Source organism: Pseudoalteromonas sp. BSi20495 (assembly GCF_000241185.1).
Classification (GTDB): Bacteria; Pseudomonadota; Gammaproteobacteria; order Enterobacterales; family Alteromonadaceae; genus Pseudoalteromonas; species Pseudoalteromonas fuliginea.
In genome coordinates this window covers 23,245-49,355 of the sequence record NZ_BADY01000129.1, presented here as the reverse complement: position 1 = coordinate 49,355, position 26,111 = coordinate 23,245, and the positions used below count along the sequence as shown (strand labels likewise).

General features: G+C 39.4%; 23 protein-coding genes. 13 read left to right on the top strand and 10 right to left on the bottom strand.

From position 1 onward, the window contains the following. Positions 1-16: 16 nt before the first annotated feature. From P20495_RS04985 to P20495_RS05020, 8 genes are all read left to right on the top strand, one after another. Positions 17-745, top strand: coding sequence for an SIMPL domain-containing protein (locus tag P20495_RS04985; protein WP_008137991.1), 729 nt, complete (start codon positions 17-19; stop codon positions 743-745). Between the two features lie 344 nt (positions 746-1,089). Next, positions 1,090-1,752, top strand: a complete 663-nt coding sequence (locus tag P20495_RS04990; RefSeq protein ID WP_008137990.1) for a peroxiredoxin-like family protein — start codon at positions 1,090-1,092, stop codon at positions 1,750-1,752. A 178-nt stretch (positions 1,753-1,930) separates the two neighbouring features. After that, entirely contained in the window at positions 1,931-2,947 is a 1,017-nt protein-coding gene (gene epd, locus P20495_RS04995) for an erythrose-4-phosphate dehydrogenase (protein WP_002961528.1), read from the top strand. 64 nt (positions 2,948-3,011) lie between these two features. Beyond that, entirely contained in the window at positions 3,012-4,187 is a 1,176-nt protein-coding gene (locus P20495_RS05000; RefSeq protein ID WP_007377492.1) for a phosphoglycerate kinase, read from the top strand. Positions 4,188-4,388: 201 nt separating this feature from the next. Further along, positions 4,389-5,453: a class II fructose-bisphosphate aldolase gene (fba, locus tag P20495_RS05005; RefSeq protein ID WP_007377491.1), complete on the top strand. Its 1,065-nt coding sequence runs from the start codon at positions 4,389-4,391 to the stop codon at positions 5,451-5,453. Between the two features lie 707 nt (positions 5,454-6,160). Next, the gene (gene phoB / locus P20495_RS05010; protein WP_006791869.1) at positions 6,161-6,850 is read left to right on the top strand and encodes a phosphate regulon transcriptional regulator PhoB; all 690 of its coding nucleotides are present in this window, start codon (positions 6,161-6,163) and stop codon (positions 6,848-6,850) included. Between the two features lie 199 nt (positions 6,851-7,049). Beyond that, complete coding sequence (gene phoR, locus P20495_RS05015; RefSeq protein WP_008137986.1) at positions 7,050-8,357, top strand: phosphate regulon sensor histidine kinase PhoR; 1,308 nt, start codon at positions 7,050-7,052, stop codon at positions 8,355-8,357. 544 nt (positions 8,358-8,901) lie between these two features. Next, the gene (locus P20495_RS05020) at positions 8,902-9,870 is read left to right on the top strand and encodes a PstS family phosphate ABC transporter substrate-binding protein (protein ID WP_007377489.1); all 969 of its coding nucleotides are present in this window, start codon (positions 8,902-8,904) and stop codon (positions 9,868-9,870) included. 96 nt (positions 9,871-9,966) lie between these two features. Here the strand turns inward: P20495_RS05020 and P20495_RS05025 are convergent, their stop codons facing one another. The 8 genes from P20495_RS05025 to sfsA form a co-directional block, all read right to left on the bottom strand. Next, positions 9,967-10,203 carry a hypothetical protein gene (locus P20495_RS05025; protein ID WP_007377488.1) on the bottom strand — a complete coding sequence of 79 codons (237 nt, stop codon included), beginning with the start codon at positions 10,201-10,203 and terminating at the stop codon, positions 9,967-9,969. A 32-nt stretch (positions 10,204-10,235) separates the two neighbouring features. Then, complete coding sequence (gene panC / locus P20495_RS05030; protein WP_007377487.1) at positions 10,236-11,084, bottom strand: pantoate--beta-alanine ligase; 849 nt, start codon at positions 11,082-11,084, stop codon at positions 10,236-10,238. Then, complete coding sequence (gene panB, locus P20495_RS05035; RefSeq protein ID WP_008137984.1) at positions 11,084-11,878, bottom strand: 3-methyl-2-oxobutanoate hydroxymethyltransferase; 795 nt, start codon at positions 11,876-11,878, stop codon at positions 11,084-11,086. The genes panC and panB overlap by 1 nt, the downstream gene beginning before the upstream one ends. 30 nt (positions 11,879-11,908) lie before the next feature. Continuing rightward, a complete protein-coding gene (gene folK / locus P20495_RS05040; protein WP_008137982.1) occupies positions 11,909-12,394 on the bottom strand; it encodes a 2-amino-4-hydroxy-6-hydroxymethyldihydropteridine diphosphokinase in 486 nt (161 codons plus the stop codon). Positions 12,395-12,398: 4 nt separating this feature from the next. Further along, positions 12,399-13,820: a polynucleotide adenylyltransferase PcnB gene (gene pcnB / locus P20495_RS05045; RefSeq protein ID WP_007377484.1), complete on the bottom strand. Its 1,422-nt coding sequence runs from the start codon at positions 13,818-13,820 to the stop codon at positions 12,399-12,401. 146 nt (positions 13,821-13,966) lie between these two features. Continuing rightward, a complete protein-coding gene (gene gluQRS / locus P20495_RS05050; protein ID WP_007377482.1) occupies positions 13,967-14,911 on the bottom strand; it encodes a tRNA glutamyl-Q(34) synthetase GluQRS in 945 nt (314 codons plus the stop codon). Positions 14,912-14,931: 20 nt separating this feature from the next. Next, complete coding sequence (gene dksA / locus P20495_RS05055) at positions 14,932-15,375, bottom strand: RNA polymerase-binding protein DksA (protein ID WP_007377481.1); 444 nt, start codon at positions 15,373-15,375, stop codon at positions 14,932-14,934. A gap of 304 nt (positions 15,376-15,679) precedes the next feature. Then, positions 15,680-16,399, bottom strand: coding sequence for a DNA/RNA nuclease SfsA (sfsA, locus tag P20495_RS05060; RefSeq protein WP_007377480.1), 720 nt, complete (start codon positions 16,397-16,399; stop codon positions 15,680-15,682). A 123-nt stretch (positions 16,400-16,522) separates the two neighbouring features. On the opposite strand from sfsA, the gene pepB reads away from it, so the two are divergent. Both pepB and P20495_RS05070 read left to right on the top strand, forming a co-directional pair. Further along, the gene (gene pepB, locus P20495_RS05065; RefSeq protein WP_007377479.1) at positions 16,523-17,818 is read left to right on the top strand and encodes an aminopeptidase PepB; all 1,296 of its coding nucleotides are present in this window, start codon (positions 16,523-16,525) and stop codon (positions 17,816-17,818) included. A 189-nt stretch (positions 17,819-18,007) separates the two neighbouring features. Then, positions 18,008-18,574: a phosphoribosyltransferase gene (locus P20495_RS05070; protein WP_007377478.1), complete on the top strand. Its 567-nt coding sequence runs from the start codon at positions 18,008-18,010 to the stop codon at positions 18,572-18,574. A 286-nt stretch (positions 18,575-18,860) separates the two neighbouring features. Here the strand turns inward: P20495_RS05070 and rdgC are convergent, their stop codons facing one another. Together rdgC and P20495_RS05080 are read right to left on the bottom strand one after the other, a co-directional pair. Continuing rightward, entirely contained in the window at positions 18,861-19,784 is a 924-nt protein-coding gene (gene rdgC, locus P20495_RS05075; RefSeq protein WP_007377477.1) for a recombination-associated protein RdgC, read from the bottom strand. Between the two features lie 84 nt (positions 19,785-19,868). Beyond that, positions 19,869-21,635, bottom strand: a complete 1,767-nt coding sequence (locus P20495_RS05080) for an ATP-binding protein (protein WP_007377476.1) — start codon at positions 21,633-21,635, stop codon at positions 19,869-19,871. A 513-nt stretch (positions 21,636-22,148) separates the two neighbouring features. Between P20495_RS05080 and P20495_RS05085 the strand changes: the two genes are divergently transcribed. From P20495_RS05085 to thrB, 3 genes are all read left to right on the top strand, one after another. Further along, entirely contained in the window at positions 22,149-22,514 is a 366-nt protein-coding gene (locus P20495_RS05085; protein WP_188085272.1) for a response regulator, read from the top strand. A 228-nt stretch (positions 22,515-22,742) separates the two neighbouring features. After that, complete coding sequence (thrA, locus tag P20495_RS05090; protein WP_008137978.1) at positions 22,743-25,160, top strand: bifunctional aspartate kinase/homoserine dehydrogenase I; 2,418 nt, start codon at positions 22,743-22,745, stop codon at positions 25,158-25,160. A 9-nt stretch (positions 25,161-25,169) separates the two neighbouring features. Beyond that, positions 25,170-26,105, top strand: a complete 936-nt coding sequence (thrB, locus tag P20495_RS05095; RefSeq protein WP_008137976.1) for a homoserine kinase — start codon at positions 25,170-25,172, stop codon at positions 26,103-26,105. The last annotated feature ends 6 nt before the right edge of the window (positions 26,106-26,111 follow it).

Below are 26,111 nucleotides of genomic sequence, written 5' to 3'. Positions count from 1 at the left end.
CACTTCAAGGACGATCATGAAACTCATCACTGCCATTTTCTTAACCTTATTCCCACTCATCACTTTTGCTAATTCAAGTTTGCCTACAAGCCGTCAAATTTCGGTTCAAGGGACTGCAGAGGTGCTTGCCAATCCTGATATCGCTAAAATACAATTTCAAATTATAAGTATTAAAAACGAACCTTTAGCAGCTAAGAACGATCTTGATAATAAAGTTAATTTACTAATTGATGGACTAAATCAATTTGAAATAACTGCCGATGATGTAGTTGCCTCAAGTGTTAAAGTTGAAAAAACGGGTATGGATTACATTGAAACAGGGCATCAGGCTCCCGCTGAATACGCAGCTATAAGGACCTTTGAAGTAACACTAAAAAATATTGAAAGAGTGAATGATTTAAGTGATTTTTTATTGAATTTAAAAGTAAATGCGATTCAAAATACTGAGTTTTTATCTTCAAAAGCTGAGCTGTTACAAGCACAAGCTACACAACAAGCACTTAATAACGCAAAAGAAAAAGCAAATATGCTTGCTAACTCCTTTGGTACAAAAGTGGGTGAAGTACGCACTATTAGCTCAACTCAAAAAAGCGTTTACAGTGGCTTTGGTGCAGCGGTTAAAAAAATAGATAGAGTAAATCCAATAAGCGATTCATTTCCTAAAGCTCGCAAAAATTATCTACAACAAACGGTAAGCTTTAAATCATCAATAAACGTGGTGTTTGATTTAGAGGTAGGTGAATAAATTAGGGCGTGTTTTTCTTTCGATGTTGAATTTGCATCGGTATGTTTGGTATTAAAGCAAGGCAGAGCCTATGGTGTGTAGTTATCCTACATAAGTAGGCGATAACACAGCATAAATACCAAACATGCGCTGCCCTTTGGGTTCCTCCTAGGGACAATTCACTCTTTGTTGCTCGGTTTTTACTTAGCCCACTAGGTTTCAAATCTCGCGCCGCGATTAAATAGCCCCTAGATAGAACAAATTTAAACCTGAAAGGTCAACACACCCCAAAATTTTCATTTCAAATACATTTTCATAATGTAAGCTGGCTTTAAGTTTTTGATTAATTTAAAAGTAGCCATATAATGAGCGATGAAAATAACACGTTAAAAGCACAAACTGAGGCAAAAATAGCAGCTGGGCGTAAAGGTAATCCTGATTTTATGAAAGGTGTTGATGAAACGATTGCACAAGCAAAAGTGTTTCAACAAGGTGCTAATGCACTTGATTTAAACCAAAGCGCACCAAGTTTTGAGTTACCAAATCAGCATGGTCAATCGGTGCAGTTAACCGAGTTACTTGCTAAAGGGCCTGTGGTTGTTACTTTTTATCGTGGAAGTTGGTGTCCGTACTGCAATTTACAGCTCAAAGCGCTTCAAGCACGTTTACCTGAAATTCACACATTAGGCGCACAATTGGTGGCTATTAGCCCGCAAGTACCCGATGGCTCAATGAGCAAAAGCGATATAAGCAACATGGATTTTTTAGTGCTGAGCGATCAAAGTGCAGATGTAGCAGCAAGCTACGGCGTAGCATGGCCAGTACCCACATTTTTACTAGAACATATGCGAGTAGACCGAGGCCTAGATTTAGAGTCGGTTAACAATGGCAATAGTAGTGTTTTACCGATCCCTGCCACCTTTGTTTTAGATAAACAAGGTAAAGTGACTTGGCGTTATGTTGATGTTGATTATCGTACTCGTTCTGAGCCAGAAGATATAATTAACGCTTTAAAAAATTTAGTATAAAAAACTTAATTTAAAAAGTCAGAACCCTTGAAGAGCTTGCAATGTTTAAGCTCTTTAACCTTAATTTAAAGTTTCTAATGCTTCCCTCTTATAATCAGATGCAAGGTCGATTACAATACAGCCATCTAAAAGGCATATTGCCTTTATCTGCACGCTAAAAGAGTGGATTTTATATTTCATGGCAATCAAACTTGCAATTAATGGTTTTGGTCGTATTGGTCGAAATATTGTCCGCGCGTTATACGAGTCTGGTTTGAGCGACGATATAAAAATTGTTGCGATTAACGAACTTGCTGATCCTGAAGCTATTGCTCATTTATTAAAATACGACACATCCCACGGTCGTTTTTCTTTTCCTGTAAAACTTGGTGAAGACACCATTAGTGTTGCAGGCGATACCATTGCACTTTTTTGTGAAGAAAACCCAATTGAATTACCTTGGCAAACGCTCGATGTAGACGTTGTACTTGAATGTACAGGTGTTTATCACTCGCGCGAACATGCGCAGTTACATATTACAGCAGGCGCTAAAAAGGTGTTGTTTTCACATCCGGCCGATAACGATGTTGATGCCACTATTGTGTATGGTATTAACGACGATGAGCTTAAAAGCGAGCATACAATTGTGTCTAACGGCTCGTGTACAACTAACTGTGTTGTGCCGGTTATTAAAGTATTAGATGATGCATTTGGTATTGAGTCGGGCGCTATTACAACGATTCATGCGTCGATGAACGATCAACAAGTGATTGATGGTTATCATCATGATTTACGCCGTACTCGCGCTGCAAGCCAATCAATTATTCCAGTTGATACAAAGCTTGCCCGTGGTATAGACCGTATTTTACCAAAGTTTAAAGGTCGTTTTGAGGCAATTGCCGTACGAGTTCCGACTATAAATGTAACGGCAATGGATTTAAGTGTAACGGTTAATACCGATGTAGATTTGAACGCAGTAAATAATGCACTTAAAGCACAAGCAAAAGATCGCTTAGAAGGTATTTTAAGTTATACCGAAGAGCCGCTTGTATCGGTTGATTTTAATCACGACCCACATTCTTGTATTATTGATGGCACACAAACACGTGTTAGTCACAAACGACTGATAAAGTTATTAGTATGGTGTGATAATGAATGGGGTTTTGCTAATCGTATGCTCGACACAGCGCGTGCTATGATGGCAGTGAATAAGTAATTTATTAATATAATAATTTTAAACGTATTTTTCAGGTTCAGTATCGTTAACTAAGGAGATGTTCATGTCGGTCATAAAAATGGTAGATTTAGATTTAAACGGCAAACGCGTATTAATTCGTGAAGATTTAAATGTACCAGTTAAAGCAGGTAAAGTGACGTCAGATGCGCGTATTCGTGCAGCACTACCTACTATTAAACTAGCCCTTGAGAAAGGCGCTAAAGTAATGGTTATGTCACACCTTGGCCGTCCTACGGAAGGGGAATACGATGAAGCGTTTTCGCTTGCACCTGTAGCTGATTACTTAAACGATGCCCTAGAGCAAACTGTACGTTTAGAAAAAGATTACCTAAACGGTGTTGATATTGCTGATAACGAAGTGGTTGTTTTTGAAAATGTACGCTTTAACAAAGGCGAGAAGAAAAACGACGAAGCGCTATCTAAGCAACTAGCAGCACTGTGTGATGTATATGTAATGGATGCATTTGGTACGGCTCACCGTGCACAAGCATCTACCCATGGCGTTGGCTTATTTGCCGATGTTGCATGTGCAGGTCCGCTGTTATCGGCTGAACTTGAAGCATTAGGCAAGGCACTTGATAACCCCGCTCGTCCATTAGTGGCGATTGTTGGTGGTTCTAAAGTTTCAACTAAATTAACCGTTTTAGATTCACTTTCTAAAATTGTTGATCAGTTAGTTACCGGTGGTGGTATTGCAAATACCTTCATTGCGGCATCAGGTAGCCCAGTTGGTAAATCGCTTTACGAACCTGATTTAATGGATGAAGCGAACCGTTTATGTGCAGCAGCGATTGCTAATAATGGCGAAATTCCGGTACCGACTGACGTAGTTGTTGGTAATGAGTTTTCTGAATCTGCTGTAGCTACGCTTAAAGATGTAAGCGAAGTAACAAGCGACGATATGATTTTTGATATTGGCCCTGATACAGCGAGCAAGCTTGCAAAAATTATTGCAAATGCAGGCACTGTTGTATGGAATGGTCCAGTAGGCGTGTTTGAGTTTGACCAGTTTGGTAATGGCACTCGTGCTATTGCACAAGCAATTGCTAACTCAAATGCGTTTTCAATTGCGGGTGGCGGTGATACCTTAGCCGCCATTGATAAATACGGCATTGCCGATAAAGTTTCTTATATTTCTACTGGTGGTGGTGCGTTCTTAGAGTTTTTAGAGGGCAAAAAACTGCCAGCAGTTGAAATGCTAGAGTCGCGCGCTAAGTAATTTTAGTCGCGTAAGGTGAGGGGGTAATAGCCCTCACCGACAATTAATTATTAAATACCTCTCACCCTAATTTAATAGTTAATTTAGACGGAATTTTACTGCAAAGCAGTGGTTTTTCGTGGCGTTGTTATAACGCCAAACTAACAAATCCGTTCAAACTAGATGGTAGGGAACTGCTATCGATAAATTGGAGAATACCCAATGGCTTTAATCAGTATGCGACAACTTTTAGATCATGCAGCAGAGCATGGTTACGGCGTACCTGCTTTTAACGTTAATAACCAAGAGCAAATGCGCGCAATAATGGAAGCGGCTGACAAAACAAACAGCCCAGTAATCGTGCAAGGATCAGCGGGCGCACGTGCTTATGCTGGTGCTCCATTTATTCGTCATATGATTTTAGCAGCCGTTGAAGAATGGCCACATATCCCCGTTGTTATGCACCAAGATCACGGCACATCGCCAGGTGTATGTCAGCGTTCAATTCAGCTTGGTTTTTCATCAGTAATGATGGATGGCTCGCTAATGAGCGACGGTAAAACCCCTTCAAGCTACGAATACAATGTAGAAGTAACGCGCGAAACTGTTGCTATGGCGCATGCCTGTGGCGTATCGGTTGAAGGCGAGCTAGGTGTACTTGGTTCACTTGAAACAGGTGAAGCTGGCGAAGAAGATGGCGTTGGCGCAGAAGGGATATTAACCACTGAGCAAATGCTAACAGATCCTGAAGAAGCGGCTGACTTTGTAAATAAAACACACGTTGACGCACTTGCAATTGCATGTGGTACTTCGCACGGTGCCTATAAATTTACGCGCCCACCAACAGATGACATTTTAGCGATTGACCGCATTAAAGCGATTCATGCACGTATTCCTAACACGCACTTAGTGATGCATGGTTCATCTTCGGTTCCACAAGAGTGGTTAGAAATTATTAATCAGTATGGTGGCGAAATTCCAGAAACTTATGGTGTGCCTGTTGAGCAAATTGTCGAAGGTATTAAGTTTGGTGTTCGTAAGGTAAATATTGATACTGATTTACGTTTAGCTTCTACCGGTGCAATTCGCCGTCATATGGCGTTAAACCCATCTAACTTTGATCCTCGTAAATACTTAGCTGAAGCAACTAAAGCAATGACAGAGATTTGTGTTGCACGCTATAACTCGTTTGGCACCTCTGGTCAGGCGAGTAAAATTAAGCCAATTTCACTTGATGAAATGCACCTTAAATATTTAAGCGGTGAGCTAGACCCTAAAATTAGATAATCGATACTAGGCCAGTAACTTTGTTACTGGCTTTTTTAATGTTAGCCCTTTTTATATTGCAGATTACGGTTTATTGATCAGATCACTGTATTACCAACACCGTACTTTGGGATCACGCATTTACTAACACAGCTATTTTTGGATCATTATTTTACTAAGAAAAGTACACTTTGACGCTATTTTAGGCTTTGAAATAATCTGATCGTTATTTATTTGTATAAACAATCAACAACTTATAGCTTTGACTAAGTACAACTCTGATCTGAGGGGTGATCGGCTTGGTAAAAATCTGATCCTTTATTTAAGGCTTAGTAAAATTTAGATCTATTTTTAAACGTATTGATGGTTGCACAGGCGGGTTTGCTGATTTTAAAATGGCTTTAAAGCTACTTTTAAACGATCGATCTGTAAAAATGTCTTGGTTAGTAAAACAATGATCCCAGCTAGTTTAATATTGTTTAGTGGTTTAAATAGCGATACAAAAAAGATAATTTCAAAAAGTTAGCTATTACATAAATTTATCGTAAACCTCTTTTTATTGCGTTAAATATTAAAAAGGTTTTAAAAATATGACGTTAATGAGGTTATTTGTCACTAATTTGTATTTTTTTTACCACCATTTTAATTTACACGTTACACTTTCATAAAAATGTCATACTTAGTCATAATAATGAAAACTAATTCGATAGCGTAAGAGATAAATTGGAATGTCACGTAAAGTACTAGTCGTAGATGACGAAGCTCCTATCAGGGAGATGCTGGTTTTTGTTTTAGAGCAAAATGGATTTCAAGCAATTGAAGCAGAAGATTATGACTCTGCAATTGCAGCTATGGTTGAACCTTATCCAGACATGGTTTTACTTGATTGGATGTTGCCAGGTGGCAGCGGTATTCAAATTGCGAAAAAGTTTAAGCAAAATGAACATACCCGCCAAATCCCAATTATTATGCTTACAGCCCGTGGCGAAGAAGAAGACAAAGTACGCGGTCTTGAAGTAGGGGCTGACGATTACGTCACTAAGCCGTTTTCCCCTAAAGAGCTTATGGCGCGTATTAAAGCAGTTATTCGCCGTGTATCGCCAACCTCATTAGAGGAAGCTATTGAAGTACATGGCCTGCGCTTAGATCCAATTTCTCACCGTGTTACCTCTGAGGGTAACGAGCTTGATATGGGGCCAACCGAATTTAGATTGCTACACTTTTTTATGACCCACCCAGAGCGTGTTTATAGCCGTGAACAACTGCTTGATCATGTATGGGGAACTAACGTTTACGTCGAAGATCGCACGGTTGATGTGCATATTCGTCGCCTGCGTAAAGCAATTGGCCCACTTGGACATGACCGTTTAGTGCAAACTGTACGTGGTGCTGGGTATCGTTTTTCAAGTAAGCTGTAATACCAAATTGCATAAATATTTGAACAATTTAACGAGTTAAATAACTCTATAACGTTGTTAAAAATTTTATTTAGAACACAACTAGAAATAAAATTCTTGCTTAGTTATAGCGCAATTTCCTTATCGTTAAATAGACCCCATTTATAAGCCAGTTGGTATAACGTGCGTGTGTATTACTACTCTAAGGTAAAGTGAGTGTATGTATCGAGTTGTTAATAAGCAGGCGTTAGTAAAACGTCTGTTTATCTATTTTTTACCTTTACTATTAATTGGTGTGCTGGTTGGCGCGCCATTTTTGCTTTTATTTTTAGGATCTTTTTCCCTCCTTATTTGGCACTATCATCAGCTTTATCGCTTGAGCGATTGGCTACTTAATCAACGCAGCTTTAATCCACCCGAGGGCGAAGGTGCGTGGGAACAAGTATTCGAAGGCATTTATCATCTACAGCACCGCAATCGTAAAAAGCGTAATGAGCTTGCTGATTTAATTCGTCGCTTTCGCGATGGGGCAGAAGCTGTACCTGATGCTGTTGTGGTACTGCAAAATGATTTAAGTATTGTGTGGTGTAATCAACTAGCACTTAAGGTGCTTGGCCTGCAGTGGCCAACTGATCACGGTCAGCGCCTTGATAACTTAATTCGCGAACCTAAGTTTGCTAAATACATGCACAAAGGTGAATTTGATGATGCCCTTGAGCTTGATAATGGGCATGCGGTTGAGCAAGTACTTGAATTTAGGGTTATGCCATATGCAAGTACACAGCTAATGGTCGTTGTGCGTGATGTAACACGTTTAAAGCAGCTTGAACAAATGCGAAAAGACTTTGTAGCCAATGTATCACATGAACTACGTACGCCGCTTACAGTGGTATCTGGCTATCTTGAAATGATGGATGGCGATATGATGCCGCCGCCAGCAATGTGGGGCAAGGCACAAAAAACGATGCTTGAGCAATGTAAGCGCATGGATAGCTTGGTTAGCCAGTTATTATCACTTTCGCGAATAGAAGGTGCTAGGCGTCAAGATAACGATAAAGCAATTAATGCTCCGAAGTTGCTTGGTTACATTCAAACCGAAGCACAATCAATTAATCAGGATAAAGGTCATGAACTTGTTTTTGATATTGATGCGACTTTAGATATTAAAGGCTCTGAGGATGAACTACGTAGCGCGTTTTCTAATCTCGTTTTTAACGCTATTCATTACACCAAAGCTGGCGGCAAAGTACAGGTATGCTGGCAGCATAAAGGTGATCGTGCTTGTTTTAGTGTTACCGATAACGGTGATGGTATTGCGCCAGAGCATATTAATCGTTTAACGGAGCGCTTCTATCGGGTAGATAAAGCACGAAGCAGAACAACAGGGGGATCGGGTTTAGGCCTTGCGATCACAAAACATGTACTAACGCGCCACGATAGCAAATTAAATATTCGCAGTGAAATAGGCAAAGGTTCATGTTTTTCTTTTGATTTTTCGATCGATAAGATAGTTCCGTTGGCTAAGTAATTATACTAGGGCGTGCTGATATTTAGTGGTTGAGTTTGCAGTAGTATGTTTGGTTTTTTGGCAAGCCAGAGCCTATGTAGTGTGGTTATTCCCCATAAATAGTCGATAACGCAGCATAAATACCAAACATGCGCTGCCCAAAGGGTTCTTTCTAGGGAGGATTAACGCTTAGTTGCTCGGTTTTTACTTAGCTCACTAGGTTACAAACCTCGCGCCGCGATTTAATCGCCCCTAGATTGAACAAATTTCAATCCATAAAGAACAACATGCCCTAATACTAATTCGCAATAATACTTAATCAATTTGAGGGATTAAACCTGGTGCTAGCTGCGTTAAAAATTTCTTATATATAACAACTAAATAACGAAATTTTTGCCTTGTTATCAACACAACTTTCTTATCTCAAAGTAGAACAACGAATTAAGCGAATTGGTATAAAAAGCAAAGTCATAAAAGTGTCACTTAATAGCAATCTAACTGTCATCTACTCACTTTAGAGTGGGCAACAGTTAGTAAATGAGACGAACAAACCGGGGAACCCGACATGAAATTTAAAAATTTAGTTGCCGCAATGGGTGTGGCTGTTACAACTTTCGTATCTGCGCAAGCAGTTGCACTAGATAAAAACATTCCTGAATATCAAAAAATTAGTGGTGTTTCAGGCAACTTTTCATCGGTAGGTTCTGATACTTTAGCCAACATGATGACGTTTTGGGCTGAAGAGTACAAACGTATTTACCCAAATGTAAATATCCAAATTCAGGCCGCAGGTTCTTCTACTGCACCACCTGCATTGACTGAAGGTACAGCTAACTTAGGCCCAATGAGCCGAAAAATGAAATCAAAAGAAATCGAAGCGTTCGAAAAACGTTACGGTTATAAACCAACAGAAGTGCGCGTTGCTATTGATGCGCTAGCGGTTTATGTTCATAAAGATAACCCAATTGAAGGTCTTCGCATTGACCAAGTAGATGCTATTTTTTCATCGACTCGTAAATGTGGTGCACCAGAGCAAGTTAACCGCTGGAGTGAAGTTGGCCTAACTGGTAGCTGGGCAGCAAGAGATATTCAACTTTACGGACGTAACTCGGTATCAGGTACTTACGGTTACTTTAAAAAGAAAGCATTGTGTAAAGGTGACTTTCGTAACAACGTAAATGAACAACCAGGCTCTGCATCGGTAGTACAGTCAATTTCATCATCATTGAATGCAATTGGTTACTCAGGCATTGGTTACAAAACGTCGGGTGTACGTACTGTTCCATTGGCTAAAAAAGGCAGTAATTTTGTTGATGCGACTCTTGATAACGTTGCTCAAGGTAAATACCCGCTATCTCGTTTCTTATACGTTTACGTGAATAAACACCCAAATAAACCATTAGCGCCTATCGAAGCACAATTTTTAAAAATGGTGCTTTCGCAAGATGGTCAACAAATTGTAGAAAAAGATGGTTATGTACCACTTTCGGCAAAGCTCGTAGAAGTAGAGCTTAAAAAGCTAGGTTTAAATTAATAAACTATAAGCAATAAAAAAACCGCTCATTGAGCGGTTTTTTTGTGCCTAAAATTAAGGGCCTGAAAGATAAACAGCTCCAAGTATTTTAAACGCTTATATACCACCTAATTTTTCGGCTTGTACTTTACACTGATTGTAGCTTTCAACACATTTGCCAGAGCATACTTGTTGCTTTAAGCCTTCGCCACTTGACTGCTGTTCACAGGTAGTTTCACATTGATAGTTTTGTTGAGCACACTGGTTAAGTTCAGGGCTTTGTATTTGGTTTTGACAACCAGCTAAAAATGCAAAAGTAAGGGCAACTACGCTTGTTTTTATTAAATTGTGCATGTTTAATCCTTAAAAATGGAGTCGCAATAATATTAAATTTCGACCTGAATATTGTCGATTAATCTAACATTACCAAAATAGGCAGCAGCTAAAATAACAAACTTGGTGTCTTTGAGTGTAGCAGTTTTTAATGTATCTCGTTGAGCTATCTCAAAATAGTCTGGCTTTAGACCAGCTTGCTCTAAGCTCTGTTTAGCTAAGCTTTCAAGTTTTACGAAGTCTTTCTCGCCACTTTTTAGCTGTTCTGCGCATGTATTAAGCGTTTTAAATAATACGGTTGCAGTCGTTTTTTGCGCTTCAGATAAATAACCATTACGTGAACTCATAGCAAGGCCAGAAACTTCTCGCATTGTAGGGACACCAATCACTTCAACCGGAATTGATAAGTCGCGTGCCATGGTTTTAATGACTTGCAGCTGTTGAAAATCTTTTTCACCAAAGCAGGCATAATCAGGTTGTACTAGATTAAATAACTTAGTAACGATTGTTGCAACGCCTCTAAAATGCCCTGGGCGTGAACCACCGCAATAGCCTAATGAAATGTCAGGCACATCGACAAAGCTTTGTGCACCAAGTCCGTTAGGATAGATTGTTTCTACGCTTGGAGTAAATACAATATCGGTTTCAAGCTCAGCAAGACCTTGTTTGTCTTCGTTAAGTGTACGAGGGTAGTTATCTAAATCTTCGTTAGCACCAAACTGCATAGGGTTTACGAAAATGCTCACAACCACTTTGTCGGCCAGTGTTTTTGCTTTTTCGACTAGCGAAAAATGCCCTCGGTGTAAGTTTCCCATAGTTGGTACTAATGCCACGCTAAGACCTGCTTGTCGCCATGCTTTAATTTGGCTGCGTAATGATTTTATTTCAGTGATTGACTGCATTATTTAAACTCGTGTTCAGCGCAAGGAAATGCACCGCTTTTAACGTCTGTACAATATTTTTGAACGGCTGCAGGCATATTGCCTGTTTCGAGCAAAAAGTTTTTAGAAAATTTAGGAATATACCCAGCTGAAATACCGACTAGATCGTGCATTACCAGTATTTGGCCGTCAGTTAGGCTACCAGCACCAATACCAATAGTTGGGATACTTAGAGCGTCTGTAATGCGTTTTGCCAATGCACTAGGAATACATTCAAGTACTAATAATTGTGCGCCAGCAGCTTCTAGTGCTTTTGCGTCATCAATCATTTTTTGTGCTTTGTCTTCTTCGCGACCTTGTATTTTAAAACCACCAAATACATGCACTGACTGCGGTGTAAGGCCTAAATGCCCGCAAACTGGAATACCTTGTTGAGTAAGCGTTTTAATACTCTCGTAAAGCCATTCTCCGCCTTCAAGCTTAATCATGTTTGCGCCAGCGCGCATAAGCTCAGCTGCATTTTTACAGGTATCACTTACGCTTGAATAGGTCATGAAAGGCAGGTCGGCAATTACAAATAATTCACGACTACCAGCGCGTACACAACGTGTATGGTATGCGATATCTTGATTGGTTACGCCAAGCGTGTCATCGCCACCTTGAAGTACCATGCCCAAAGAGTCGCCCACTAAAATAACTTCAACGCCGTTATCATGAAATAACTTTGCAAAACTGGCGTCGTATGCCGTTAACGCAGTAATTTTGTTATTCTCTGCTTTCATTTTATTTAAAGTAGAAACAGTTATTTTAGACATAATATTCCTCGCAGGCTGAGCCTAGGTTAATTACAGAGGTAATTGTTGTAAGTCGTTGAGCGGTAAATTTTTTGCAATGGTTTTTAATGCAACGCCGCTAGGTAAAATAAGTTCAGGTGCAAGCTCTAATAGTGGATACACTACAAACTCGCGATTATTCAAACCATAATGAGGCACTGTTAAGCGCTGTGTATTTATGATTTGATCATCAAATAATAGGGTGTCTATATCAAGAGTGCGTGGCCCCCAACGCTCTGCTTTTCTAACTCGACCGTGCTCAAGCTCTATACTTTGTGTTAAATCAAGTAATTGCTCTGGCTCAAGGCTTGTTTTAATACATGCAACGGCATTTATGTAGTCGGGTTGATCTTGTGGACCCATAGGTTTACTGGCGTAATAATGCGATACGCTTATAAATTCACAGTGAGGCAACTTTTTAAGCGCAATAACGGCGTTATCAAGCTGCTCTTTTGGTGAGTTTAGATTTGCACCTAAACCCAAATAAACACAATGCATGGTATTACTCAGCAGGCTTTTTAGGTGCACGACGGCGTGTGCGCTTTCGTGGTTTAGGACCGCCAGGGTGACCTAGGTTCTTAACCATCTCTTTTTGGCCGTTAATGTCTTGGCCTAGATACTGTGTCCACCATTGTGCTAATTCGGTGTGCTGTGTTTCACCTGCATCAACACGTAATAACAAAAAGTCATAAGCGGCTTTAAAGCGAGGCTGTTGCGTTAGTCTGTAAGCGCGTTGCCCTGCTCGTTTATCTAAACGGTGCTGAATATGCCAAATGTCGCGAGCACCTAGTGTAAAGCGTTTTGGAACTGCAATGTGCTGAGCGCTATCGCTCAATACTTTATTCATTGCTTGAGCAAATGCATCGTATTCAACGAGTTGCTCTTGTTCTTGAATTTCTTTAGTTCGTGCTAATAATGGAAACCAAAGTAGCGCTGCAAAAATAAATGCAGGTGTTACTTTTTTATCGGCATTTATACGTTCATCGGTATTTTGAAACATTTGCTGAACAAGTGTGTGCTCTAGCCCACCAGGCTTTTTATTTAAAATGCTATCAAGGTCTGGAAATAGCGATTTAAATAAACCGTATTTACGCAGCATTAAAAAGTTAGCTTCAGCTTTACCGTTTAAAAACAGTTTAAGTACTTCTTCAAACAAGCGAGCTGGCGGAATGTTATCAAGCAAACTTGCTAGTTCTGTAATTGGTTTTTCGCTTTTCGGTGCGATGCTCATATCAAGTTTAGTGGCAAAACGCACTGCACGTAACATACGAACAGGGTCTTCACGGTAGCGAGTTTCTGGGTCACCAATGAGCTCAATTTGTTTAGCTTTAATTGCAGCTAAGCCGTTTGCGTAATCATGAATACTAAAATCATTGATTGAGTAATAAAGTGCATTGATTGAAAAGTCGCGGCGCTCTGCATCTTCTTCAATACTGCCAAATACGTTATCACGTAGTAATTGACCTTGATCGCTCGATTGGCTTATTTGGTTTTTATCTTCTGGCGCTTCGTGATGTCCGCGCATCGTTGCGACTTCTATAATTTCACGACCAAATACGATATGTGCTAAGCGAAAGCGACGACCAATTAAGCGACAGTTTCTAAAAAGTTTCTTTACTTGATCTGGCGTTGCATTGGTTACTACATCAAAATCTTTTGGTTGTTGGCCCAACAATATATCGCGAATGCAACCACCAACTAGGTAGGCGTCGTAACCACCATCTTTTAAACGGTACAGTACTTTGATTGCATTTGGGCTAAATTGTTTGCGCGAAATACCATGCTCACCACGAGTGACAACAATAGGTTCACTGCTTACCGAAGCGCTTTTTGCACTGGTATTCGGGCCGATTATTTGTCGGCAAAATTGAAAAAGCTTGGAAATAATAGTCTGTCTCCTAGAAGGTGTTGATTGACTTGTCATCGCAATCAAAAATTACAGCAAATAGGGAAGTTATAACCCAGTACAAGCTGTTTAACGTAAATAGCATATATTTAGGCGGCTATCATATACCAGCAGGGTTTAAAAATTAAGTTGATGTGTTGAAATTAAGCCGTTTTTAGCGATTTTTATTTACTTAGTTGAGTAAATTGGATGGCTTGACTCGTCGGATGCTGAGAAATCTGTATTTCGGGAACGTGTGGCACCTGTTTTAAGCTAAAGTTTTTAACTCCCCAAGCGACTAATTGTTCAATATTTAAATCGATTAGATCAGCAATTACAGGTAGTCCTAAAAACTCAAATGCACTGATTAATGCAGGTTTTGGATTGTTTTTACTAATTGCGGGTGCATAATTTTGTTTAGACAGTTTAAAGCCAGGTTTGGCAACCGCTAAAGGTAAATGAGCAAATTCAGGTACAGGGCTGTTGAGTTGTTTAAACAAACTAATTTGCCGAGCAGTAGGTTCAATTAAATCTGCACCTCTTACAATTCGATTAATCCCTTGATCAATATCATCAACAACCACTACAAGCTGATAAGCAAATAAACCATCGCTACGTTTAATTAAGTAATCTTCATGGGCAAGGGGACTATTTACCGTTATATCACCTTGGATTAAGTCACTAAATTGAGTCGTTGGATGTTGTTGAACTAAGCGAAGTGCACCGGATTCAGTGCTGTGATCAAGTACTTTGCAATGCCCCTGATAAATACCACCAATGGTTTTTATTTGTTTGCGAGTACAGGTGCAACCATAAATAAGCTTTTGTTTTAAAAGTGAGTGGGTAATATCTTGATATAAAGGCAAGCGCTGTGTTTGATAAACAACCGGTTCGTCCCAGTAAAGGGCGTAAGCGTGTAAGGTATTTAGAATATCGGAGTCGGCATTTTTTACAACGCGCGTAGTGTCTATATCTTCGATACGGACTAACCATTTACCTTTGTTTGCTTTTGCATCAAGGTAACTACCCACAGCCGCCACAAGTGAGCCAAAATGTAATGGCCCAGAAGGAGACGGTGCAAAACGACCGCGATATTTACGCACTGGCGCAGTAACGGCTGTAGGAGACATAACTAATTAATAGAGGTTAATTAGCCGCGTCCAGATTGTTTTTCTTTGATTTCTGCAAGTGTTTTACAGTCTACGCATAAATCGGCAGTAGGACGCGCTTCTAAGCGGCGTATGCCAATTTCGATGCCACAAGACTCACAAAAGCCAAAATCATCTTCTTTAATCAGGTTAATTGTTTTTTCAATTTTTTTGATTAATTTACGTTCGCGGTCACGAGTACGAAGTTCTAAAGAGAACTCTTCTTCTTGTGCAGCGCGGTCAACTGGGTCAGGAAAGTTAGCAGCTTCGTCTTGCATGTGCGATTTAGTACGGTCGACTTCATTGCGTAAATCATTACGCCAAGCTTCTAAAATCGCTCTAAAATGTGCACGTTGTGCATCATTCATGTACTCTTCACCTGGTTTTTCTTGGTATGGTTCTAAACCGGCTTGAGCCAATAAACCATGTTTCTTTTGGTCTGGCATAACTCTCTCCTAAATCCTTAATTTAATGCCTCAGCATTAGCCGGCGGTATAAATAACAGAATCTTATACCCTAGGCAAATTTATTTTTAATTAATCGAATTAGCTTCAACCATGTTCACTGATCAAAAAGTGTATTAATAGTCTATTTACACTTTTATTAATTCATGTATTCGCTCTTTAAAACTTGCCTAGTTATGTGGGCAAAAGTTTTAAAAACAAGCTGATTTGTACAATTTAACAAGGACTATTTTCGAGTCTTTGTCATTTCAACAGTAAGACTAGTTTAATTGTTTGTATTTATACATTATTTTACAAATGCTATTTTTTTATGAAGCAAAACCTCATTTGCTGAAATCTTTGCTTTGTATGCTAATACTTCAACCCCCGCCACAATTGCTTGGCTTAATAGCATGGCGTACTTTTCATCAATATGCGCAGCTGCACTTACTGTATTTATTCCTTCATGCAAAACAGCAAACAGTAATACTGCTCGGTGACCTTGTTCGATCATTTCTATTAGTTCGCGAATATGTTTTTGTCCGCGCAGTGTTTGCGCATCTGGGAAGTAGCCTTGCCCACTTTGTGGTGCATCTTGGCTTAGTAATGTGACTGATTTAACTTCTACGTAGCAATCAGGTTTATTTTCGTCTGTGAGTAAAAAGTCGATTCGGCTATTTTCACTGCCGTACTTTACTTCGCTTTGCAATTGACTGTAGTCGAGTAGCTCGCTTATCACATTATTGTTTATTGCTTCTTCTACTACTTTATTGGCCACCGCTGTATTTACACAAATAAGCTGCGATAAATTATTTTGTGTCAGCTCTAATGAATGTGGGTATTTTCGTTTTGCGTTATCGCTCGTTGAATAAAAAGCAGTAAAACCCGGCTCTGCGCATCCGGTCATTTTACCTGTATTAGCACAATGGGCGGTAAATTCGCTGCCATCACTTAATTGTAGGTCGGCTAAAAAACGTTTGTAGCGCTTTAATAAGGTGGCAGGTTGCAGAGTTGGCGTGTACTTCATGATAAATTCCAAAGCGTAAATACTGCACAGCAGTGTGGTTTATGTTATTTATCTCAAGCTGTTGGGAACTTAAGCGCTCTATAGTAAACTCGGTGGCACATTTAAGTGCAAGGGTATTCTAACATGAGTGAAAAATTTGTTGTTCAACTAAGCGAACAAGCAGCAGCGAGTCATTGGGGCGATAATGCGTCATTGTCTTTTAACGAGCGCGGTGCAACTGTTCATTTATCTGAGCAAGACACATTAAAAAATGTTCAAAAAGCAGGCCGTACTATTGCAAGCCAAGGCGTTAAAAACGTTGAACTAGCAGGCGATACCTGGTGTACAGAAAGTCAGTGGGCTTTTTATCAAGGTTTTGTAACACCAAAATCGTTAAACGGTGTTGAGTTTGTTGATAACGCACAATCAGATATTAAAGAACTTGCTCACTTAAAAACGTCAGCAATTTGGGCTCGTGAAATGGTTAACGGCACTGCCGATGACATTTATCCTGAAAGCCTTGCAGAAAAAGCGGCTGAGTTTATTCAATCATTAGCGCCTGAGCATGTAAGTTACCAAATTATTAAAGGTGATGCCTTACTAGAGCAACAATGGATTGGTATCCATGCTGTTGGTCGTGGCAGTGAACGCCCACCAGTATTGCTTGAGCTTGATTACAACCCAACAGGCGATGAAAATGCACCAGTAAGTGCTGCGCTTGTAGGTAAAGGTATTACGTTTGACTCAGGTGGTTACTCAATTAAATCAAGCGAAGGTATGCTTGGTATGAAGTGCGACATGGGCGGCGCTGCAACTGTAACCGCAGGTTTAGCATTGGCTATTAACCGTGGTATTGAAAAGCGCATTAAACTGTTTTTATGTTGTGCTGAGAACTTAATTTCGGGCCATGCATACAAATTAGGTGACATTCTTACTTATAAAAATGGCACGACAGTTGAAATTGTAAACACTGATGCTGAAGGTCGCTTAGTACTTGCTGATGGCTTAATGGCAGCAGGAGAGACTGGCGCTCCACTTATCATTGATGCAGCAACACTAACTGGAGCAGCGCTTGTTGCTGTTGGCCAAGAGTACAATGCTTTATTTGCACTTGATAAAGAACTTGCACGCGAAGTTGAAAGTTTTGCATCTCAAGAAATGGAAGCTGCTTGGCCACTGCCTCTTGAAAAATGGCATCAACAAAACTGCCCGTCTCCTTATGCTGATACGGCAAATAGCCGTGCACAAAAGGGTGGGGGTTACGGCGGTGCATCAAATGCGGCTGGCTTCTTATCACGCTTTGTGCCAAACGACGGCAAAGGTTGGGTACACATAGATTTAGCCGCTGCGTTTAACATGGGCAGCACAAGCCAGTGGGCAGCGGGTGCAACTACTCAAGGTATGCGTACAGTTGCGCGAACTTTACTAGAAAAAGCATAGTATTTACTAAATTTATGCTTTTTATACTTTGAATGAATAGGCACCACTTGGTGTCTATTTTTTTGTACGTGAAGCAAGCAATTTTATTTCATTTGCGGTAAAATCCGTCGCCAATACCTGTTTGAGTTTAATTTCTGCTTAACTCTAAGCTGCGCTCAAGCGTTATATCCACCACTGGGGTTTCTAATTATGTCAGATAAGTGCTACATCACAGCTCAACAACTGCTTGAAGATTCGTTCCGCGTAGCGGCACAAGTATACCAAGATGGCTTTCGTCCTGATTTTATTATTGGTATTTGGCGAGGTGGTGCACCGATCGGTATTGCTGTTCAAGAATATTACGATTACAAAGGCATTGAGACTGACCACATTGCAGTACGTACTTCGTCTTATTACGGTATTGGTAAACAATCGAAAGAAATTAAAGTACATGGTTTACATTACATAGTTGAAAACGCGAATGCAGGCGATTCATTATTAATTGTTGATGATGTATTTGATTCTGGTCGTAGTATTGTTGCATTAAAAGAAAAACTTTCAGAGCTTATGCGTTTAAACTTGCCACGTGATATTCGTATCGCATGCCCATATTACAAACCAAAAAACTCAAAAGTAGATACAGTGCCAGATTACTATATTCATGAGTCTGAAGAGTGGTTGGTGTTTCCGCATGAACTATCGGGTTTAACACCAGATGAAATTATTGCAGGTAAATCTGACCTTGCAAAAATACATGATATTTTGCTAGAAAAGTAAGATTCATAAGTAATACCAACCTGCATAAATCTTTGATCAATTTAACGAATTAAATTGCACTATAACGTCGTGAAAATTTTTATTTAGAACAACTAGATACAAAAATTTTTGCCTAGTTCTAGCGTAATTTACTTAACGTTAAATAGACCCCATATATAAGCAAGATTGGTATAAAAAGATAAAATAAATACGCCGTTCATTTTAAATGAACGGCGTATTTATTTCTGGCAATTAGCTATTAATACGAAAGTTTGCCTTTGCTCTTAGAATATTAAAGAGTTCTAAGTTAGAGTTCAGGTTTAGCTAAATCGTCAGAATCACCTAAGCCAAGAGTAAGTTCTTCAAGAAGTTGCTTAATCTCTTCTGATGACAAAATAAAGTCAGCATCTAGTTTTACAGCCATATCTTCTTTTGGGATATCCGCATTTTCTTCTTTTAATGTTTCTGAGTAACTTAAGCGCTTAATAGAGCCATCATTTTGTAGCATGAACTTAACGCGTTCTTGCCAATCTAGAGCAAGTTTGGTTACGCGTTTGCCACTTTCAAGATGTGATTTAACTTCGTCACACGACAAGTCATGACCTTTAAGCTTTACCTGTGCTCCGCTGTCATCTGCTTCTTCAAGCTCTGCGTCTGAGCCTATAGCAAAGCCTTCCGGTGTACTAAAGTTAGTTAACCAATCAGTTAAAAATACATCCAAGTCGTAGTTTGCAAATGCAGGTACTACTGGTAGCGTACCAAGTGATTTACGAAGCAATGCAAGTAGCTCTTCGGCTTTATTAAAGCTGCCACTATTAACAACTACCCAGCCATTTTCTTGGTCGATAAATGCAAATTGTAAGCTCGATTTTTTAAATGCTTGAGGTAGAAGAGCATGAAGAATGTTTTCTTTTAATTCGTCTTTTTCTTTTTTCTTAACTGGACGGTTTTCTTCAGCTTCAATTAAGTCAATTTTTTCAGCGACAAGTTCATTAATAACTGATGCTGGTAGTACCTTTTCTTCACGTTTAGCGCAGACTAAAATACTTTTTTGAGAAAAATGCGATAGTGTTTCACCGTGCTTTCCAAATGCTTTTGTCCAACCAAATGTAGAAAGCTCCTGGCCTGTACATGGACGAAATAAATCTTGCTCTAATGCTTTGTCGAAATCTTCTTGCGTGTATGAAACGTCTTGTTTAAAGCGATAACATATAAGGTTACTAAACCACATAGGGGTACTGATCCATTTGAAAAATTTGCCCAATCATAACAATAAAATCACTATCTCGAAATGCTTGATTTTATTCCTGCCAATTTAATTCTGATTAAAAATAGGCAGGGGTTTAGGCATGTTTTTAGGGAATTGTATATGGTAGTGCAAACCCTCACCTGGTTCGCTAATCGCTTCAATTGAACCACTTAAAGTTTGTTTTACTAAATTGAACATTATATGTGTACCAAGCCCACTACCGCCTTGATCTCGTTTTGTTGTGAAAAAAGGGTCAAACAGCTTTTTAAGTTGTTGCTCTGTAACACCGCTCCCATTATCTTTATAATCAATAGTTAAAAATGTTTCGTCGCTGGCTATTTTTATATCTATAATGCCGTTGTTTATATTTTCAAAACCATGAATTAGCGAGTTCATTATTAGGTTAGTGAAAATTTGGCTTATTGCCCCCGCAGGTAAATTTAAAACTAAGTCATCAGGACATTCTAGCTGAAGTTTATGAGATGTTTTTTTGAGCTTGGGATGAAGTGAACGGATCACCTCGTTCACGTAGTCTTTAAAATTGATCGTTCTTACTGCATCACTTGCCTGATCTACGGCTATTTGTTTAAAACTTGCAATTAGTTCTGAGGCTCTATCAAGGTTAGTTGTAAGCAAACTCGTACTTTGCTTTGCGTCATTAATGAACTCTTCAAGGGCTTTCGGCGAAAGCGTTTTTTCTTTATAGGCGGCTTCAAGCTGATTTAAGCGTTCTTGTAAAAACGAAATTGCAGTCACCCCAATTCCTATAGGGGTATTTATATCATGAGTTATCCCAGCAACGAGTCCCCCTAATGCAGCCATTTTTTCAGTGCCAAGTAAGCGCTCTTGTGCAAGACTTAATTCTTCAACATAGCGTTCTAGTTCAGTTTGTTTTGTTAGCAGCTCTTGCTCTGTACTTCTACGAAGATCAACTTCGTCAGTAAGTACAATTTTTTGTTTTTCTAATTCATATTTTTGCTGCTGTAGATCCATCATTGCTTGGCTTAAATTTGATGTTTTACGTGCTACATCTTGTTCTAATTGAATGTTATGTTGATCTAGCTTCTCATTACTAATAATGAGTTCTTTTTGTGCTTGCTCGAGCTCTAGACGGTATTGGACTACTTTATCTATTAATTTATTAAACGATTGTTCCATAACGTTGAGTTCATTATGTTCCTCCGTTTCGATTTCTATATGTTGCCCTTCAAGTTCGTCTAGTTCGAGGTTTTCTATTTGATCTGTTAGCTGAGATAAAGGGTCTGTGAGTAACTTTCTAAATGCCATTAGAAATAGAATGATTAAAAAAGTAGTTTTAATCATTGCGTTACCAATCAAAAAGTAGATTGAAACCATGATTCGACTAAAAACGACTTCACGACTAGAAAATAACGTCACATCGCCAACTTGCGTTGCTCTGCCTGAAAACTCAAAAATAAGCGGAAAAGTATAACCAAACAAACCAGACTTAGAGTCCTCTAACATGACTTCTTCTTGTACTAGCTGTTGGCTGTAAAGTTTATGTATATCGAGAGAACGGCCGAGTTGCGAAATTACTTCACCACTATCATCACGGACAATAATACCTTCAATCATAGGAATAGCTAACAGACCTTCTGCAGTTGTTATGGTTTGCTTTATATTCAGCTCCCAAATAGCACGGGTTAGGCTTCGGCTGAAGGTTTTTTGTAAAGTAGTTAGCTCGTCTCTTATATAGTCCTTAGTGTTTACATATTCGGCAATAACTTGTCCGCAAGTGACCACAAAGGTAAGCAAAAAATAGACCGATAGCACACTGGTCAGCAACTTTTTAGAAAGGCTTTGTTGTAACATAAGTGATTTATGGTTCCTTGGGTTGAGTTAAATAACTGCGGTTTATATAAAAGCTAGTCAATAAAGGCGTAAAAATAAATAAAAATTAATTTTTACTTATTAAAAAGTGTTAAAAGTCGGAAGTGTATCTCAGATATTTAACTTTCCCCCCTTAGTTAAATAATGATTTCTGTTAATGTAATCAAAATTTATTTTCTGATTACATTGAGTCTTTAGCTTTATTTTACTTCGGCATGTTTGATTTTAAGCAAGGAATGCATAACCAGATCCCGACATTTTTACTAAGCGGTTAGGTTACAAACTTTGTACCTGATTAGCTACCGAAATGAGCATGTTTAGTTATGTAAGAACAATACGCCTAGTACTATAGTTTATCGTAGGGTGAAAATTTAAGAGTAAATAATTACCATTACTTTGTTTGCTTATAAAGAGACCGTGATAAGATAAAATAAAGTTGCTATGGATAGCTGTTTTTTAACAAATTTAATTATGCTTAATACAGTAGTAAATATTATGAATTTTTCTATTTTAGTATGTGATGACTCAACCGTGGCTCGTAAGCAAGTTATTCGATGTTTGCAGCAATGTCTTGATGCAGATATTCAGCAAGCAATAAATGGCGCACAAGCTATTGAGCTATTAAATACTCATAATTTTGATTTGTTATGTTTGGATTTAACTATGCCTGAAGTTGATGGAGTTCAAGTGCTTGAGTATATCAAAGCTAATAAAATAGAGTGTTTTGTGCTCGTCATATCGGCAGATATTCAAGACAAAATGAAGTTACGAGTTACTCAATTAGGCGCTATCGATTTTATAAATAAACCAATAGATAAAACCCGCATGAATAATATTTTGCATAAATTTGGCATTCATTAGGTTTTTTCATGTTCAAAAAGGCTGTTTTATCTTTTAATTTGGGGTTGACAGCATAGCCTTTGTTAAGGCAGTCTTAACCTATGAAAACAATTAATCGCGTACTGACCATTATTATTACAACCACCATTCTTACTGGATAGTGGCATAGGTCGGTGCAACAAATTTAAAGGCCTGTGTTCACTTAGAACACAGGCCTTTTTTCGTTTTATGGGATGAGGAACATAAACAATGCGCGTTTTAAAATTTGGAGGCTCGTCGCTTGCCGACTTTACTTGCCTTCAGCAGGTAGCTCAATTAGTTAAAGCACAGCTAAAAGATGAAATGTTATTGGTGCTTTCTGCTCCAGGTGGAATGACCGATTCATTAGTTGCGTTAGCAAGTGAGGCAGAGCAAGGCTTAGATTTTTCGCAGCAATGGCAAGCATTAGCTAGCCGTTGTGAAGGCTTAAAAGCTGACGTTGAAAAAAGTGGCGTAGTAGTTACAAGCTGGCCAGACCTAAGGGAACTTAAAAATAAATTAGATGGCGTGTCGCTTATACAGTGTTGCCCTGATCAAGTTCGCGCATTTGTAATTAGCTTTGGAGAGCGCGTTAGTGTTTCTTTAATGCAGGCTTTATTGAACTCGCAAGATGCAAGATACTTAGAAGCAACAAGCTGTATAGCTTCAACGGGTGGCTACATTGATGCAGAAGCGGATTTAGTGGCAAGTAAAGCGCGCTTTCAAGCTGTGCTTAAAGAAAACCCTGCAACTATTTATATCATGCCTGGTTTTACGGCGAGTAATGATAAAGGTGAGCTTACAACGCTTGGCCGTAATGGTTCAGACTACTCAGCAGCTATTGCTGCGGCATGTTTAGAAGCTGAGATTTGCCAAATTTGGACTGACGTTGATGGCGTATATAGCGCTGATCCTCGTTATATTAAAAAAGCCACTAAAGTAGATTTTTTATCTTATAAAGAAGCGATGGAGCTTTCTTACTTTGGTGCAAAAGTACTTCACCCTAAAACAATCTTACCGTGTGCTAAAGCAGGCGTGCCATGTGAAATTAAAAATACGCATAACCCAGACGCACAAGGCTCATTAATTGGTAACGATTATTCATCTGATGAGCCCGTAAAAGCGCTTTCTAGCTTACAAGACCTTGCAATGTTAACTGTTTCAGGCCCTGGCATGAAAGGTAAAGTAGGCATGGCGTCTAAGGTATTTAACGCGCTTGCTCACGATAACGTATCAATTGTATTGATCACGCAATCATCATGTGAATTTAGCATTAGTTTTTGTGTGCACGAAACAGACCTAGCACTTGCACTCGATGCGCTACAAACTGCATTTGAGCTTGAATTACAAGCAGGGCTTATTGAGCCTGTACAAGTGCAGCGCAATTTAGCCATTGTTACTTTAGTGGGCGATAACATGCGCGCACACCGTGGTTTAGCAGCTAAGTTTTTTGCATCGCTTGCACAAGCGCAAGTAAATATTGTGGCAATTGCACAGGATTCTACAGAAAGTGCTATTTCTGCGGTAATTGATGGTGAGTTGTGTAATGACGCCGTAAAAATATGCCATGAAAACTTTTTCACGCATGTGCCGTCAATTGATGTGTTTTTACTAGGTTGTGGCTTAGTAGGGCAAGAGCTTATTAATCAGCTTGAACGTCAACAAGCTTGGCTTGAAAAGCGTAATATTAAACTCAACTTGTACGGTGTTGCTAACTCTCGTCAATTACACCTTGATAACGAAGGCATTGCTTTTAGTGATTGGCAGCAAAAATTAGCCTCATCTGAGCAAGCATTTGATTTAAAGTTAGTAGAGCAATTTGTTAAGCAAAACCACTTAGTGAATCCGGTATTAGTAGATTGTACATCTTCAGATGCACTTGCTGCGCAGTATGTAGACTTTTTAAATGCAGGTTTTCATGTAGTTGCTGCCAATAAAAAAGCAACAACAAGCTCATACACGTATTACCAAGATTTAATTGCGGCAACACAAAAGAATAATCGTAAATTTTTATACGAAACAAATGTTGGTGCAGGCTTACCAGTTATCGATAACTTGCAGTCATTATTTGGTGCCGGTGATGAGTTATTAGAGTTTAGCGGTATTTTATCAGGCTCACTTTCGTATATGTTTGGCGCACTTCAAGATGGTTTATCACTTTCTGAGGCAACTATTAAAGCCAAAGAAAGCGGTTTTACTGAGCCAGACCCTCGTGATGATTTATCGGGTACCGATGTAGCACGTAAGTTATTGATCATTGCTCGCGAAGCCGGCATGAAGTTGGAGCTAAGCGATATTGAAGTTGAGTCAGTATTACCACAAGGTTTTGCACAAGGTGATAGCGTTGATGAGTTTATGGCAAAACTACCAAGCCTAGATGCTGATTTTAATGACCGCATTCAAAGTGCTGCGAGCGAAGGTAAGGTACTTCGTTATGTAGGTACAATTAAAGAAGGTCACTGTAAAGTAGGTATTGAGGCTGTTGATGAAAAACATGCGCTTAATGTAATTCGCGATGGCGAAAACGCGCTGGCTATTTTAAGTCAATACTACCAGCCACGTCCGTTTGTAATTCGTGGTTATGGTGCAGGCTCTGAAGTAACAGCAGCGGGTGTATTTGCTGATATTTTAAAAACACTATCGCGCTAGGAGCTCGTTATGATTGAAGTATATGCTCCGGCGTCTATTGGTAATTTTGCAGTGGGTTTTGATGCACTTGGCGCAGCGCTTGCGCCAATTGATGGCAGTTTATTAGGCGATGTAGCCATTGTAAGTGCAGCACCAAGTGACGAATTTATTTGCACTGGCGACTACGCTCACAAGTTACCAAGTGATGCTAATGAAAATTTAGCGTACCAGTGTTTAGTGCATTTTAGAGCGCATGTTGCGCCTAATATGCCAAGCGTAAAGCTCGAGCTTAAAAAGAATTTACCAATTGGATCTGGGCTTGGCTCTAGTGCATGTTCGGTAGTGGCTACCTTTGCAGCTCTTGATAAGTTTGCACAAACTAACTTAAGTCAGGTTGAGCTTATTGAGCTTATGGCTGACTTTGAAGCTGTGGTAAGCGGCGGTCGTCATTACGACAACATCACGCCATGTTATTTAGGTGGTTTGCAATTAACAGGTGATTTAATCCCTGATAAATCGATTGCACTGCCTGTTGATGATAATTGGTACTACGTTGCTGCGTTCCCTGGTTTTTCACTCAACACTGCAAAAGCGCGCTCGGTTTTACCAAAAGAGTTGAGCATGCATGCAAGTGTTGAGTTTGCACAGCGTTTATCGGCATTTAGTAGCTTACTGTTAACTAATCGTTTTGACGATGCGCTGAGCATAATGAAAGATGAAATAGCAGAACCTTACCGCGCACCGCTTATTAAAGGCTTTAGTGAAGCCAAAGCAAGCTTACCAGCGCTGGGCGCTGAAATAGTGAGTATTTCGGGCGCAGGACCCACCTTGTTTAGTGTATGTAAAACACTTGAAGCTGCACAGCAATGCGCGCAGTGGTTAGAGGCAAATTACATTAACGAGCAAGGCTTTTGCCACATTTGTAAATTAGATAACGACGGCACGCGTCAATTAACAGTTTTATAGGATAGG

What these genes read in the sequence shown, in the direction of transcription:
- P20495_RS05020 (WP_007377489.1), top strand. Translation starts at nt 8,902, where the DNA reads ATGAAATTTAAAAATTTAGTTGCCGCAATGGGTGTGGCTGTTACAACT.
- phoB (WP_006791869.1), top strand. Translation starts at nt 6,161, where the DNA reads ATGTCACGTAAAGTACTAGTCGTAGATGACGAAGCTCCTATCAGGGAG.
- pcnB (WP_007377484.1), bottom strand. Translation starts at nt 13,820, where the DNA reads ATGACAAGTCAATCAACACCTTCTAGGAGACAGACTATTATTTCCAAG.
- dksA (WP_007377481.1), bottom strand. Translation starts at nt 15,375, where the DNA reads ATGCCAGACCAAAAGAAACATGGTTTATTGGCTCAAGCCGGTTTAGAA.
- panC (WP_007377487.1), bottom strand. Translation starts at nt 11,084, where the DNA reads ATGCAGTCAATCACTGAAATAAAATCATTACGCAGCCAAATTAAAGCA.
- P20495_RS05080 (WP_007377476.1), bottom strand. Translation starts at nt 21,635, where the DNA reads ATGTTACAACAAAGCCTTTCTAAAAAGTTGCTGACCAGTGTGCTATCG.
- gluQRS (WP_007377482.1), bottom strand. Translation starts at nt 14,911, where the DNA reads ATGTCTCCTACAGCCGTTACTGCGCCAGTGCGTAAATATCGCGGTCGT.
- P20495_RS05085 (WP_188085272.1), top strand. Translation starts at nt 22,149, where the DNA reads ATGAATTTTTCTATTTTAGTATGTGATGACTCAACCGTGGCTCGTAAG.
- P20495_RS05070 (WP_007377478.1), top strand. Translation starts at nt 18,008, where the DNA reads ATGTCAGATAAGTGCTACATCACAGCTCAACAACTGCTTGAAGATTCG.
- P20495_RS04985 (WP_008137991.1), top strand. Translation starts at nt 17, where the DNA reads ATGAAACTCATCACTGCCATTTTCTTAACCTTATTCCCACTCATCACT.
- phoR (WP_008137986.1), top strand. Translation starts at nt 7,050, where the DNA reads ATGTATCGAGTTGTTAATAAGCAGGCGTTAGTAAAACGTCTGTTTATC.
- panB (WP_008137984.1), bottom strand. Translation starts at nt 11,878, where the DNA reads ATGTCTAAAATAACTGTTTCTACTTTAAATAAAATGAAAGCAGAGAAT.
- fba (WP_007377491.1), top strand. Translation starts at nt 4,389, where the DNA reads ATGGCTTTAATCAGTATGCGACAACTTTTAGATCATGCAGCAGAGCAT.
- sfsA (WP_007377480.1), bottom strand. Translation starts at nt 16,399, where the DNA reads ATGAAGTACACGCCAACTCTGCAACCTGCCACCTTATTAAAGCGCTAC.
- folK (WP_008137982.1), bottom strand. Translation starts at nt 12,394, where the DNA reads ATGCATTGTGTTTATTTGGGTTTAGGTGCAAATCTAAACTCACCAAAA.
- thrB (WP_008137976.1), top strand. Translation starts at nt 25,170, where the DNA reads ATGATTGAAGTATATGCTCCGGCGTCTATTGGTAATTTTGCAGTGGGT.
- thrA (WP_008137978.1), top strand. Translation starts at nt 22,743, where the DNA reads ATGCGCGTTTTAAAATTTGGAGGCTCGTCGCTTGCCGACTTTACTTGC.
- rdgC (WP_007377477.1), bottom strand. Translation starts at nt 19,784, where the DNA reads ATGTGGTTTAGTAACCTTATATGTTATCGCTTTAAACAAGACGTTTCA.
- pepB (WP_007377479.1), top strand. Translation starts at nt 16,523, where the DNA reads ATGAGTGAAAAATTTGTTGTTCAACTAAGCGAACAAGCAGCAGCGAGT.
- P20495_RS04990 (WP_008137990.1), top strand. Translation starts at nt 1,090, where the DNA reads ATGAGCGATGAAAATAACACGTTAAAAGCACAAACTGAGGCAAAAATA.
- P20495_RS05025 (WP_007377488.1), bottom strand. Translation starts at nt 10,203, where the DNA reads ATGCACAATTTAATAAAAACAAGCGTAGTTGCCCTTACTTTTGCATTT.
- epd (WP_002961528.1), top strand. Translation starts at nt 1,931, where the DNA reads ATGGCAATCAAACTTGCAATTAATGGTTTTGGTCGTATTGGTCGAAAT.
- P20495_RS05000 (WP_007377492.1), top strand. Translation starts at nt 3,012, where the DNA reads ATGTCGGTCATAAAAATGGTAGATTTAGATTTAAACGGCAAACGCGTA.